This is a genomic window from Neolewinella persica DSM 23188 (assembly GCF_000373105.1).
Lineage (GTDB): Bacteria > Bacteroidota > Bacteroidia > Chitinophagales > Saprospiraceae > Neolewinella > Neolewinella persica.
This window is the reverse complement of record NZ_KB890418.1, coordinates 10,206-23,772: the sequence shown is the minus strand read 5'-3', so window position 1 is coordinate 23,772 and position 13,567 is coordinate 10,206. Positions and strand designations below refer to the sequence as shown.

The following is a 13,567-nucleotide window of genomic DNA, read 5'->3' as shown; positions in this document are numbered from 1 at the left end:
GTCAAAGATAGGCCCCCAAGCCCTCGGCCACCCCATCAGCCTTATTCCCCGCCACCACAACATCAGCTACAGCCAGCACCTCTTGCTTAGCGTTGGCTACTGCAACGCCCAGACCGACCGCCTGCAACATTTCAATGTCGTTATAATTATCGCCAAAGGCGATACATTCGGCCAGGGAGACACCGGGGTATTTATGGGCGATGAGCTGTTCAATACCGGTTAGTTTGGAAATGCGTTTACTGGCGATCTCCAGATAAGTGTCCTTGGAGCGGTAGAGGTGCAGTTCGTTGTCAAAGGCCTGTTCCAGTTGGGCCACCATCTGGTCTATCCCGGTTGGTTCGCCCATGACCATGATCTTGTGGGCACCGAGTTTACGGGCCGTCCAATCAGCAAGTGTATCCGCTATTTCCCGGACGGAGGGCGTCACTTTAGTATTATTTTCCTCTCGCTTGGCGTAAAAGTCCATGCTTTCCACGTACCACTCATCGGCGTGAAACAGCTGAACGGACAAGGATGTACCGCGCTGTAAAGCTGCGACCGCACGGATGATATCCAGAGGAATACTTTCTGAATGGATGGGCTCACCGTCCACCAGCACCCAACCGCCATTGTAGCAGATCAGCGGCAGGCCGGAGATGCCCAGGTCGTCCTGAAGGTGCGTCATGGCCTGCGGCATCCGGGAGGAGATCAGGATGAAGGGGATCTCATTGGCAGTAAGGCGAGCCACCTGTGCTTTAAGGGCGGCGGAGACTTCGCGGTCTGCGTTGAGGAGGGTGCCGTCGATGTCGGAAAGAGCTAGTTGGTACATTGGTCTATTGGTGCTGTTGGTACTATTGGACTTTGGGGCTAAAGCACCAATAAAGGTGCAAAAGTAGGTTTTGAGGAGATAGGGAAATTCCGCTATCTTAGACCATTGAAAGATAAACACCTTTCCATTAGTCATTTGTCCTCCTGCCTGGCTTATGGTACAAACCGAAAATTTAGTTATGATCCGAGAAAAAAAGAACCTGACCCTGATACTATTGCTTATTCATGTTCTGGAGTTTGTATTCGTTTCTGGGATCATGTACCTGATTTACTCAAAACCGAGCCTGAACAACGAAGCATTGACAACAATGGACCACGCAAGGAACGCTGAACTATCCTTAACGATTGGGCTAATCTGTGCAATCCCCAGCTTTTTGATGTGGCACTTCTATCTTCTTCCAATGATGATGAAAGAAAAACCTGACTAATTGTGTAACGCAAACGGACCGACCCGGCAAAGCCGAATCGGTCCGTAAAGCAGGTACTATCTACAACTTAGTGTAGTACTTAATGCCCTTAGTGCCTTAGTGGTTATTACCCACTCCAGCCTTACTTCTTAGTAACCAGGGTAATCCCCAGGTCAAACTCATCATAGATGGTCTTGTCGCCCAGGTTGTCGATAAAAGAACCGGAACCGTAGCGCACGTCGAAGTCGGTACGGTCGAGTTTCAGGTCGGCGGTAGCGGTGTAAACACCGTCAGCTTCAATTACCTTGGCGTTGAACCGGATGGACTCGGTGGTTTCCTTGATGGTAATGTCTCCAGTGATGCGGTAATCGCCTTCCATACCCCGGCTGACCACTTTGGTAATCTTAAAGGTGGCGGTAGGATGAGCTTCTACGCCGAAGAAGTCGGCACTCTTGAGGTGACCTTCCAGCTTGGCGGCGGAGCCGCCACTGATGTCGGTGGCCTTGATGGTCGACATGTTGATGGTAAAACCACCTCCGGTTAGCACACCGTCGGTGAATTCAAGGTCACCTTCCTGAACGGCGATGGTTCCCTCATGGCTGCCGGTTACTTTGTAACCTTTCCAGGTTACCTGGCTGGCTTCGGTATCAACTGATACGCCCACGGTGGTGGCAGCGAGAAATAGAGTAGTTGTGAAAAGTAAGAGTGACTTAATCATGGTTGCTTATTTTAAATTGGTGATTGTTGATGTGGGTTGAGCGACTACGTCGCAATTAGTAACGGACGGATCACGACACAGTCGCTCAACCCGAACCCGTACTGTAATAGCATTATGGGCTAATGGTTTATTCCCTGCTGCCAAAACCTTTCTTTGTATCCCGCGGCCGCGCCGGAATCTGAAATCAGGCATTGTAAAGCACTAGCCTGGAATACTAAATTCCGCCGTCGCAAAATTCGATGTATATACATCAGTTGATCTCGTATGGTTTAATTCATTGTGGAAAAATGTGAACAAATGGGTAAAAAAGTACGATTGAGCACATATGGCGTAATAAACGGGGCGACTCAAAACGTTAGCCGACTGTATTTTAACATTTAACGCCTGGGGACGGGCAACCTTTCCTTTTCCATCCAGTCCCTGATTATTAACTGTTATCTTGCCGCTTCCAATGGCGGTCACCCAGCCATGGTTCAAAAGTTTTTCATCCGAATACCCACTATGCACAAGCTACTTCCCCCGGCTTCCCGGGCCCTGCTCTCGATTCTCATTGTTCTGCTGCTCGGCCTGAGCGGCGGCCTTTACGCTCAGGCGACCACCGTATATACCGATGCATGGCGCACCTTCAAAAAGGCGGAGGCCGATTATCAGGACAACCTGCTGGCCAAAGCCCAGCGCGAATACGCCGAAGTCGTCGACATGCTCCTGCCGTTGCATCAGCCTGAGGCTAAGTTGCTTCGCCAAAAGGCGGAGCTCAACCAGGCAAAAATTGCGGTCCGTCTCGGCAAGGTGGAAGGCGAGAAATTGATTCTGGACTTTGTGAGGCGTTACCAGCCTGATCCGGTCGCGAATGAAGCCTTGCTGGAAATTGCCAACTACTACTTCAACGAGAACGACCTGGATAAGGCCGTGGAGTACTACAAGCGCGTTCCCGCAGAACTCCTGAGCCCGGAGCAGCGTAGTGAGCTCAATTTCCGCCTCGGGTATTCCAGCTTCGTGAATAAGAAATTTGGAGACGCCAAGCGGTACTTCCAGTTCAGCAAGGGTACGCAAGGAGAATTTTATTATCCAACTAATTATTACCTGGGCATCATTTACTTCTTCGAGGGTAACTACGACGGTGCCGTTGGTCAGTTCAAGATTGCGGAAAAGAGTTCGTTGTACGACGACTATATCCCTTACTACCTAACGCAGATCTTCTTTGCTCAGCGCCGGTACGATGAATTGATCGCTTACGCAGCGCCGATTCTGGGGGCCAATACCCGGATCAAGAATGCCAAAGAGATGAGCCAGTTGCTCGGTCAGGCCTATTTCGAAAAAGGCGACTATGTCCGCGCCCGCCCGCTGCTGGAAACCTATGCCCGTAACAACCGGAACATGGAAGAAGAACAGTTGTACCAACTGGGCTTCACGCAGTATAAGCTAAACGACATGACCTCCGCCGGGAGTACCTTCCGGGAGCTCGCTACCCAGAACAGCCTCGTTGGCCAATCTGCCAGCTATTACCTTGGCGACATCGAATTAAAAAAGGGTAACGGACCTGCCGCGCGTAGTGCCTTTGGCACAGCTTCCCGCCTGAGCTTTGATCCGGCATTGCAGCAGGAAGCCTTGTTCAACTACGCCAAACTGAGCTACGAACTGGGCTACCCGGCCGACGCGATTACTGCCATTCAAAGCATTCAGCCTTCCAGCCAGTATTACCTGCAGGGTCAGGAGTTACTCGGCGATGTCTTTGCCACCACTGAAGACTACCAGCGCGCGCTCGACCTGCTGGAACGGATGCCGAATCGCAGTCCCCGCCTGGAAGAAGCCTACCAGCGTGCGGCCTTTAGCCGCGGCCTGGAGCTACTCAACAACGGAGAAGAACTTACCGCCAAAGACCTGCTCAATAAAAGCCTTCAGCGCCCCGTCAACCCAAGCTACCGCGCCCAGGCCTTGTACTGGCTTGCTGATATAGCCAACCGGGAAGAAGACTACGCGACTTCCATCAACCTCACCAACCAGTTTCTGACCCTGGCCCGCGGCCAGCAGGGCCTGCCGCCGCAGTCTTCCCTTTACACCGGCAATTACCTCCAGGGCTACAACTACCTCAAGCAAAAAAACCACGCTGCTTCGCTGGATTATTTCACGGCCGCCGTGGAGGGGATCGAACGGAACCTGCCTTACATTACGGATGTCGACGTTCGGGAGCGGATCCTGGGAGACGCCGTTCTTCGTGCCGGAGACGCCCACTTCAGCCGCAACCAATACGACCAGGCCGCCCGCTTCTACGACGATGCCGTTAACCGTCGCACCAGTGGTTACGTCTATGCGCTTTACCAGAAGGCGGTCATCGATGGCCTTCGTGGCCAAACGGCGAATAAAATCCTCAATCTGGAACAGCTGATTAATCAGTACCCCCGAAGCGAATATGCCGACGATGCGCTCTTCGAGCTTGCCGCTGCGTACCAGGAGCTTAACCGGCCACAGGAAGCTCTGGCGCCGTTGCGCGCTATTGTAAGTGACTATAAAGTCAGCTCTCCGTTGGTCAATCAGAGCTTACTTAACCTCGGCCTGATCAGCTTCAACCTGGGCAATCAGGAGGCAGCCATCAATTACTACAAGCAGGTTTTCAGCAATAACCCAACTGCGGAAGAATCAGAGCGGGCCAGAGAGAACTTACGGGAGATTTACGTCGACAAAATGGGGCGTCCCGACTTGTTCTTCCAGTTCTTCGAAACACTGCCTGGACAGGAAGTCGATGCCGACGGCCGGGAAGCCATAACCTTCCAGGCAGCCCGCAACCAGTACGAGAGTGGTAACTACGACCGCTCTGCCGCTGCCCTGACCGAATACCTCCGCCAGTATCCCAATACTCCCAATGCGCTGGCCGCGAATTTCTTCCGGGGCGACAGCTACGTGGCGTTGCAACGGTATAATGAGGCGCTCAACGATTTTGAAACGGTGGCCAATTCCGGGCCAAGCGGTTACTACCTCCCTGCACTGAGCAAAGGCAGCCTGATCGCCTACCGGCACGTAAAGGACTATAACCGTTCGGCCCGCCTCTTTACGCTACTGGAGCAAGCAGCTCCTTCGGAAGACATCCGGCTTGACGCCCAGGTAGGCGTGATGCAATCCGCCTACCAGCTCAACGACCAGCGTACGGTAGAAGACTATGCCCGCAAAGTAGCCAACAACCCATCAGCGGCCAGTAATCAGCGCTTGATTGCCAACTTTTACGTTGGTAAGATCGCCTACGACCGCCGTGATTACCGCACGGCCTTACCAGCCCTTGATATGGTGATCACCAACTCCGACGATGAGCGGACTGCCGAAGCGCGCTACCTCCGGGCAAACATCGCTTACCTGCAGGGAGAACTCGACAAGGCAGTAGACCTCAGCCTTGAAGCCAACCGGGAAAGCTCGGGCTACCCTTACTGGGTGGCGAAAGTTGTACTTGTACTTTCTGACGCATTGAAGGACAAGGGAGGCGAGAACATCTATAATGCCCGCGCCGCACTTGAAGCATTACTGGAAAACTATAACGGCGACGCTGCCCTGGTAGCCGAAGCCCAGCAGCGGCTGACCGTAGTAAACAACCTCATTAATGCCAGCAGCCGGATCAACAATACCCCCGCTGATCCTAACCGCCTGCAAATCGACAACGGAGGAGGAGGAGAGTAGTCAGTCATCAGGATTCAGTATTTAGATTTTAGGCTTCAGGTTTCAGGCACCATTGCCACACATTGTGACCACTAAAATCTGACCCCTGATGACTGAATCCTGCAAACTGACTGCTAAACACTGAGTACTAAATACTAAAACCTGGGTTCCGAATACTGAACTCTGATCAATAAAAAACTATGTTTCGCCATATATTTCTTTTTTGCGGTTTGTTTTTTACCGCCACTACCGCCCTTTACGCTCAGCCCGGATTGGACGACAACAGTGTAACGGTTGTCTCTAATTTTGAAGCACGTCTATCGGAAGCCAGTCGGGTTCGGGTTACCGGCGTTACGCCACCTGCAGATTCCTCTCGTCGGCGACAGCAATATTTAGTGGTTGATCGTCCGATCTCCATCGAGTATCCTGCGCCGATCATCCGCCCGCGCGGTGTATCGCGTGACAAGACGCCACCAAATAAGAATGGCTACATCGGCATCGGCGCTGGTTTCCCCGGCGCGCTGTTTGGTGACCTGAGTTACGACCTCAGTGCGGTTGACAATGCAGAACTGGGCATCTATGCACGCCACCACAGCTTCAACAATAACGGTAAGGTGGAGAATCAAAAATCCAGCGATACAGAATTTGGCGCAGAGGGCACCTACTTGTTCGACCAGGGTTTTGCCGTTGGCGGCGGAGCGAAGTACACCTCTCAGAGCCGTTATTACTATGGTTACAACTTCCCGGAGCTGGAAACGGATTCCGTTCCCAGCTTCACCGAGGACCAGGTGCGTCAGCGCTTCAATATCTTCGATCTTCACGCGGAAATTTTTAACGGCGTACGAACCGAGGCTGACTTCGACTACAAAGCTGGCGTTGCGCTCTACCTGATGGATGGTAACCCTGCCGTTCGGGAATCCGGTGTTGACTTCACCATTGAAGCCACCAAGTGGATTTCGGATAAGCAACCATTGGACATCAAACTCCGGACCGATTTCACCACGTACAAAGACACAAGCACGCAGAACCTGAACAACATTTACCTCAGCCCAAGCTACACCACCAGCATCGCGGGACGGTACCGGCTCAAAGTCGGTGTCAACCTGACCAGCCAGGACGATGATTTCGATGTATTTCCGGACATCAGTCTGAATGCTCCCGTAATCGAGGGGGTACTTTCCGCATTCGTTGGGGCAGAGGGTAGCCTACAGAAGAATACGCTGCGTAGCCTGGCTGACTACAACCCCTGGGTACGTCCACGCCTGCGCATTCGCAACTCCGAGTACACTCGTTTTTACGGTGGTGTGGAAGGAAGCATCTCTGGCATAGACTACCGGGCAGAAGCAAGCTTCAAGCTGATTGACAACCTGGCGACCTACTTACTGGATCGCCGCACGGCCATCCCTCAGTTCCAGGTGGTTTACGATGATGGCAATATTTTCACCCTCCAGGGTTCCGCGACCATGAAACCGATCAAGAACCTGCAGGTGAACGCTACCGTCGCTCAACGCTTTTACAGCCTGGAAACACAGGAAAAAGCCTGGCACTTGCCCAGTTTCAGCCTCACGGCGGGCGGTGCCTACAACCTGGAAAAGCAAAACATCACCCTTGGCGCTGATTTCTTCGTCGAAAACGGACTTCCTTACCAGGACTCCGAAGGTGTAGCGCAAAGCCTTTCGCCGCTACTTGACCTCAACCTGAACGGGGAATATGGCATAAGCGATAACTTCAGCGCCTGGTTGCGGGTAAACAACCTACTGGGCAACAACCGGGAACGGTTCGTACAGTACCCTACCATCGGGGTGAACTTGTTGGTGGGTGTGAGTGCTAAGTTTTAAGTCAGGCTTTCAGGTTTTCATGTTGTCGGGGTATCTGAGTTGTCCGGCTGTCGAGTTACCTGGGCTAATCGTTTGTGACCCTTTTTGGCCTACCGAAGATTAGATAACGCACAAGGCAAGTCGGTTTCGGGCGCGGCCGCAGGTGCAAAGAGGGGCTGGCAAGGGTACTCCAGTGCCCGCCCCTTTGTCGTTTTCCGGTTACTGGAGTACCCTTGCCAATCCGGAAACTTGACAACTTGACAATTCGACTTCCTATCTTCGCGCCATGAAAACCGAACTCAATCAAATCTACGCTCAGGAGCCACTATCCCGGCAGGCAGCCTTCGAGATGCTGTCCAGAATCGGGAACGGGGAAGCGGGCGATGTCGAGATCGCCGCCGTAGTTTCTGCCATCAATATGCGGCCTGCAGTGCTGTCCGAGATCGAAGGATTCCGGGACGCTATGCTCAACCTCGCCAAGCCAATTGACATTGGTGGCCGGGAGACGATCGACATCGTGGGTACGGGAGGCGATGGTAAAAACACCTTCAACATCTCTACCCTTTCGAGTATGGTCGTAGCTGGCGCCGGCTATCAGGTGACGAAGCACGGCAGCTATGGTGTAAGCAGCAGCGTGGGCAGCAGCGATGTGCTTATAGCCCTGGGCTATGAATTCACCAATGACGAGGACACCTTGCTCCGGACTTTAGACCAAGCTGGAATTTGTTTCTTCCACGCTCCGCTGTTTCATCCGGCCATGAAAAACGTAGCACCAGTACGTAAAACACTACAGGTACGGAGTTTTTTCAACCTGCTTGGCCCGCTGTTGAACCCGGCTAAGCCGAAATACCAGTTGTTCGGCACCTACAATCTGGAAGTTTCCCGGATCTACGACTACCTCCTGCAGGATCAACTGGACCGGGAGTACAACATCGTCCATGCACTGGACGGCTATGATGAGATCAGCCTGACGGGGAAGGCCAGTGTGCGTAGTCGCACCAGTCAACGCCTGCTTGCTCCCCTTGATTTTGGTTTACCCCAACTGACACCCGCCTCCCTGCACGGCGGAGATACCGCCGAAGAGGGAAAGGCTATTTTCCTGGCGGTTCTGGAGAATCGGGGGACCGACGCACAACGACAAGTCGTTTGTGCCAACGCCGGCCTGGCGATCCACACCATTCATCCCGAACGCAGTCTTCCAGACTGTGTAGCAGAAGCTGCGGAGAGTTTAGCCAGTGGAAAAGCAAGGGAGGTGTTGCGAAAACTGGTGCGTTAGGATCGGGTGGTCGGGTGGTCAAGTTGCCCGGTTACCGGGAGCTACGCCCCCGGAATTCCCGAAGCTCGTACTCGCTCAAATACCTTACCTTGCACCTGCGTCCGCGCCGCATTATTTAGCCCTTTTTTATCCTTCCCTTATGACTATCCTGGACCGTATCAACGAACACAAACGACTCGAAGTAGAACGACGTAAACTGCAAAGCCCTATTGAGTCCTTAAAGGACAGCTATGGCTACCGCCTCGATCGTCGTAGCCTGACAGATTCAATCCTCAACAGCAAAGATTACGGCATCATTGCGGAGTTTAAACGGAAGTCGCCCAGCCAGGATGACATTAACCTCAACGCCGATTGTGTCGAAGTAACCCAAGGTTACCAGGCTGCCGGTGCGGCGGGTATTTCCTGCCTGACCGACGTCCACTTTTTTGGCGCTCGTTCAAACGACATCGACCGGGTACGAGCCGCTATAGACCTTCCGGTTATCCGAAAAGACTTCATGATCGACAGCTATCAGTTGCACGAAGCACGGGCGATGGGTGCCGACGCAATTCTACTCATTGCTGCCTCCCTTACCCCCGGTCACCTGGACGACCTCGCCGCCGAGGCCAATGAACTTGGGTTAGAGGTGCTGTGTGAGGTACATAATGAGGAAGAAGTTGCCAAGCTGAGCCCCAGTGTAAATATTGTAGGCGTCAACAACCGTAACCTCAAAGATTTCTCCGTGAGTATCAGCAACAGCATACGACTGGCGCAACAACTACCTCCAAGCATGCTTAAAATCAGCGAAAGCGGCATTGAAGACCCGCAAACTATTGCCAAACTGCGTCGGGAAGGCTTTAAAGGCTTCCTGATCGGTACGTATTTCATGCGGGAAGAAAATCCAGGGCAGGCTTGTGCCGACTTCATTCAACGGGTTCGGGAGATTGAGGATTTGTATGATGGGGCTATTGCTTAGGGTTTAGGATTCAGCAATCAGGATTTAGGGTTTAGTATTTAGTTATCAGGGGGCAGATGTTGTCGATCCTGACCATAAGCCAACCTTCCGGTATTCTACCCCGTTCCGTTAAAAACTTGTTCGAATTTTCTCCCAAAAACCAAATACACCAGCTTCATGAAAGTAAAAGTCTGTGGTCTCCGCGACCCCGAAAATATCGTTGAAGTGCTTGGCCTGGGGGTGGATTACGTCGGGTTCATTTTCCACAACCGCTCCAAACGCTTTGTTGGCAAATCGGAGTTGAGTAAATGGCTGCAAAAGAACAAGGACCAGTTCAATGGCACTAAGAAAGTTGGCGTATTTGTTAATGCGGAAGTCGATTACATCCTCAACATGGTCCATGATTACCAGTTGGACTATGTCCAGTTGCACGGAAATGAGAGTCCGGGATACTGCCGGGAGCTGAAACTATTATGGTCAGTCTCTACCCTCCGCAAAGCAACATTGATCAAAGCCTTCTCCGTTGATGCTGATTTCAGTTTTGACATGACCAACACCTATGCGGACAGTTGCCCACTCTTCATTTTCGATACGGGCGGGCAAAAGGACCACGGTGGTACCGGCGTAAAATGGGACTGGTCGAAGTTGTCTGAATATCAGGGCCTCACGCCATTCCTGCTTAGTGGCGGGATTGGGCCTGAGGATGCCGCCGAAGTGGCTAAGGTAAATCACCCTCAATTTGCGGGGGTGGATTTGAATTCGCGCTTTGAAGTGGAGCCGGGAGTTAAGGATGTGATTAAATTGAAGCGTTTTTTAGTCGAAGTGCAATAGTCCCCAACCTCGTCACACGGACTTTCCCATTTCCACTCCTTCGTCGCGAATGGGAAAGCATTTGTCGAACAGACAGTCCGGCCGTCCGACAAATGCTTTTGGCCTGGCGAAGCCGGACAAAAGTTTGTCTGCCGGCTCGTGGTAATATGCCTTGCTCCCATAATCCTTCCCCTGCACCTGCGGCCGCGCCCAAACCAAATAAAGCCTTTAAGAACTGCTCCTTACCGAGCGATGCGAGCAGCGGCAATACGGCACAGCATTACCCATAACTTACTACTCTCTACTACTACCGAGCCCCGCCTAAAATCAAGAAAGGCTCCACCCAAACCGGGAGGAGCCTTCCTTACTTCTACAAGTGAATGCCTTAAACATTCATGCCTTTATAAACTTCCAGAACGTCACGAACGGCGTCAGCAGAAGCGTTCATGTCGGCCATTTCCTCTTTGTTGAGGTCAAGCTCGAGCAGCTGAACGATGCCTTCGGTTCCCAGCTTCACGGGGACGCCGAGGAAGATACCATCCTGGCCATACTCACCTTCGAGCAAAGCACAGCAGGGGAAGATGCGCTTTTCATCGCGGAGGATGGAAGCCACCATTTGCGCCGCAGCAGCACCGGGAGCGTACCAGGCTGAAGTCCCCATGAGCTTGACGAGTTCACCGCCGCCCTTCTTGGTGCGTTCAATGATGCCATCCAGTTCTTCCTTACCGATCAGCTCAGTAACGGGGATACCAGAAACGGTGGTGTAGCGTGGCAGTGGCACCATGGTGTCTCCGTGGCCGCCCAGGAGCATCGCCTGGATGTCTTTGCCAGATACATCGAGTGCCATGCTGAGGAAGGCGCGGTAACGGGCGGTATCGAGGATACCAGCCATACCGAACACGCGGCTCTTTGGCAGGCCGGAGGCCTTCCATGCCGCGTAGGTCATTACGTCAAGCGGGTTAGACACCACGATGATGATGGGGTTCTTGCTATGCTCCATGATGGAGCGCGTTACCATCGTAACAATTTTGGCGTTGGTGCTGATCAGGTCATCGCGGCTCATGCCCGGCTTGCGGGGGATACCGGCGGTAATGACTACGATATCGCTGTCGGCCGTATCGGCGTAGTTATCGGTGCCGGTCAGACGGGTGCTGAAGTGATCAACACTGGCCTGCTGGTAGCTGTCCAGGGCTTTGCCTTTGGCAAAGTCTCCTTTAATGTCGAGAATTACGACCTCCTTAACGAGGTCTTTGTGTGCCAGTACATTGGCAACGGTGGCACCTACATTTCCGGCGCCTACAACGGTTACTTTACTCATGGATTTGAAGAATTTGAATTTCTTAGGGTATGGTTGCTTTGAAAAGCAGCGCAAAAGTATAGAAAATTGGCCGGACTAACCGAAATGCCGTCCCTAAGACGCTACGGTCGACAACGATTAGCTACTTTTGAGCCTAATAACTATCGAATCGCAATGAAATTACTCCAGTTAACCTTTGCCACGCTGCTGCTGGCCTCCTTCTCTCTTATCGCCCAAACACAGCCTGAACACGAAAAGGGTTGTGGCATCAGCATCAAGTCTGACTGGCTGGTAAAGTACCAGCATGGAGAAATACCTCCCGCAAGGAAATCACTAATGACACAGTACATCCCCGTGCGCATGGTCGTGGTGGGAGAGAATGACGGTAATGGTTACATAGACCCGACACAGTTGCTTCAGTCCTTCCAATTGCTCAACGAAGACTTTGCCAGCACTAATATTCAATTTTACGTCTCCGACTACGACTTTTTGGATCTTTCATCACTATACGACCACTCCACGACATCTATAGGATCCTCGCTTGCCTCCAACAGGAGGGAGAGCAACAAAATTAACACCTTCGTTGTCGGGACTGCCGGCGGTGCCTGTGGCTACGCTACTCCCCGCACGAACTACCTGGTAATGGATAAGGACTGTATGGGGCGGATAGACCGCACCTGGGCCCATGAAATGGGTCACGTATTTACCCTTGCGCACACTTTCTACGGGTGGGAAAGTGTAGAAGAAATTTCTAATATTGAGCTGACCGAACGGGCGCCTTCCACCCTGAGCTACCGGGGCCGAAACGTCCCCGTAGAACGTACTGATGGTAGCAACTGTGAAGATGCCGCCGACGGATTCTGTGATACAGCACCTGATTACCTGATGGAACGGTGGGCTTGTAATATCGCCGGTGAATACCGCGATAGCCTGACGGATCCGGACTCCATTCGTTTCGCCGTTCCCGCTCAGAACATTATGTCTTACGCTTCCGATGCTTGTGTCAACACCTTTTCGGAGGAACAGAAAACGGCCATGATCACTAACATGTCTACTCGTTCGGACTTCAGCTCCAACAGCAGTGGCGAAGGTGCCGTAGCAGCTAATGGAGAAGACATGAACCTGCTACTGCCCGAGCACAACGTTACCCTGCCGTACAATAACTTTGTGGAATTGGTTTGGAACGAAACCCCCAATGCAGATTTTTACATCGTGCAAATGAATCGTTCGAATAACTTCAATGGTAACATCTTATTTACCAGAGTGGTCACAGATACATCTGTTGTTTTCGATGAAGGTCTGCTGGACAACACCCGTTACTACTGGCGCGTCCGCCCCTTCAACGCTTACCAGGTAGAAAGTGATTTCGGCGACCAGGTGTTCCGTTTCCGGAACGGTGACTTCCCAGTGAACACCATCGATGCAGCATTGAATGCTGCCATCACCATAGCACCTAACCCGGTTGCTGGTGGTCAGGACCTTCGCATCATCGGCCAGGATCTCGGTCTTAGCAGCAACCTCACTTACGACCTCATTGATGCCTCCGGCCGGGTGCTGCTTACCCGGGAGAACCTGCCCGTAGCTGCCGCTGGTTTCAACGAACGGATCGAAACCGGTACTCTCCCTGCAGGTGTTTACTTCCTTCGATTACGAATGAATGAAAAGCTGGTGACTAAGCGGGTGGTGATAACGCCCTAGTCTCAACCTGCTGATGCTTTACTGGTGCCCCAACTGCTTTTAAATGGTAGTTGGGGCATTTTTGGTTGCAGGGTCGCTGCGCTCAGGTTGCAGGGGGTGCAGGGTCGCTGCGCTCAGGTTGCAGGGGGTGCAGGGTCGCTGCGCTCAGGTTGCAGGGGGTG

Annotated in this window: 9 protein-coding genes; 6 read left to right on the top strand and 3 right to left on the bottom strand. The window is 52.5% G+C overall.

The genetic code is table 11. The features are described from left to right. Position 1: 1 nt before the first annotated feature. Positions 2-808 carry a Cof-type HAD-IIB family hydrolase gene (locus B036_RS0105030; RefSeq protein ID WP_026231711.1) on the bottom strand — a complete coding sequence of 269 codons (807 nt, stop codon included), beginning with the start codon at positions 806-808 and terminating at the stop codon, positions 2-4. Between the two features lie 548 nt (positions 809-1,356). Then, positions 1,357-1,932, bottom strand: a complete 576-nt coding sequence (locus tag B036_RS0105020) for a YceI family protein (protein ID WP_020567596.1) — start codon at positions 1,930-1,932, stop codon at positions 1,357-1,359. Positions 1,933-2,433: 501 nt separating this feature from the next. Between B036_RS0105020 and B036_RS0105015 the strand changes: the two genes are divergently transcribed. The 5 genes from B036_RS0105015 (at position 2,434) to B036_RS0104995 (ending at position 10,432) form a co-directional block, all read left to right on the top strand. Then, entirely contained in the window at positions 2,434-5,595 is a 3,162-nt protein-coding gene (locus B036_RS0105015; protein ID WP_157472040.1) for a tetratricopeptide repeat protein, read from the top strand. A 179-nt stretch (positions 5,596-5,774) separates the two neighbouring features. Continuing rightward, a complete protein-coding gene (locus B036_RS28115; RefSeq protein ID WP_052333915.1) occupies positions 5,775-7,412 on the top strand; it encodes a TonB-dependent receptor in 1,638 nt (545 codons plus the stop codon). Positions 7,413-7,677: 265 nt separating this feature from the next. Then, positions 7,678-8,667 (top strand): anthranilate phosphoribosyltransferase, encoded by a 990-nt coding sequence (gene trpD, locus B036_RS0105005; RefSeq protein ID WP_020567593.1) that lies wholly within the window; start codon positions 7,678-7,680, stop codon positions 8,665-8,667. A 139-nt stretch (positions 8,668-8,806) separates the two neighbouring features. Further along, on the top strand, positions 8,807-9,622 hold the full coding sequence (trpC, locus tag B036_RS0105000; RefSeq protein WP_020567592.1) for an indole-3-glycerol phosphate synthase TrpC: 816 nt from the start codon (positions 8,807-8,809) through the stop codon (positions 9,620-9,622). Between the two features lie 156 nt (positions 9,623-9,778). Further along, complete coding sequence (locus tag B036_RS0104995; protein WP_020567591.1) at positions 9,779-10,432, top strand: phosphoribosylanthranilate isomerase; 654 nt, start codon at positions 9,779-9,781, stop codon at positions 10,430-10,432. Positions 10,433-10,796: 364 nt separating this feature from the next. Here the strand turns inward: B036_RS0104995 and mdh are convergent, their stop codons facing one another. Further along, positions 10,797-11,729, bottom strand: coding sequence for a malate dehydrogenase (gene mdh, locus B036_RS0104990; protein ID WP_026231709.1), 933 nt, complete (start codon positions 11,727-11,729; stop codon positions 10,797-10,799). 153 nt (positions 11,730-11,882) lie between these two features. On the opposite strand from mdh, the gene B036_RS0104985 reads away from it, so the two are divergent. After that, positions 11,883-13,406, top strand: coding sequence for a zinc-dependent metalloprotease (locus B036_RS0104985; RefSeq protein WP_020567589.1), 1,524 nt, complete (start codon positions 11,883-11,885; stop codon positions 13,404-13,406). Positions 13,407-13,567: the final 161 nt, after the last annotated feature.

Bases quoted from the DNA above. Each gene is read 5' to 3' on its own strand.
- B036_RS0105020 (WP_020567596.1), bottom strand. From the start codon at position 1,932: ATGATTAAGTCACTCTTACTTTTCACAACTACTCTATTTCTCGCTGCC.
- B036_RS28115 (WP_052333915.1), top strand. From the start codon at position 5,775: ATGTTTCGCCATATATTTCTTTTTTGCGGTTTGTTTTTTACCGCCACT.
- mdh (WP_026231709.1), bottom strand. From the start codon at position 11,729: ATGAGTAAAGTAACCGTTGTAGGCGCCGGAAATGTAGGTGCCACCGTT.
- B036_RS0105030 (WP_026231711.1), bottom strand. From the start codon at position 808: ATGTACCAACTAGCTCTTTCCGACATCGACGGCACCCTCCTCAACGCA.
- B036_RS0104995 (WP_020567591.1), top strand. From the start codon at position 9,779: ATGAAAGTAAAAGTCTGTGGTCTCCGCGACCCCGAAAATATCGTTGAA.
- B036_RS0104985 (WP_020567589.1), top strand. From the start codon at position 11,883: ATGAAATTACTCCAGTTAACCTTTGCCACGCTGCTGCTGGCCTCCTTC.
- trpD (WP_020567593.1), top strand. From the start codon at position 7,678: ATGAAAACCGAACTCAATCAAATCTACGCTCAGGAGCCACTATCCCGG.
- trpC (WP_020567592.1), top strand. From the start codon at position 8,807: ATGACTATCCTGGACCGTATCAACGAACACAAACGACTCGAAGTAGAA.
- B036_RS0105015 (WP_157472040.1), top strand. From the start codon at position 2,434: ATGCACAAGCTACTTCCCCCGGCTTCCCGGGCCCTGCTCTCGATTCTC.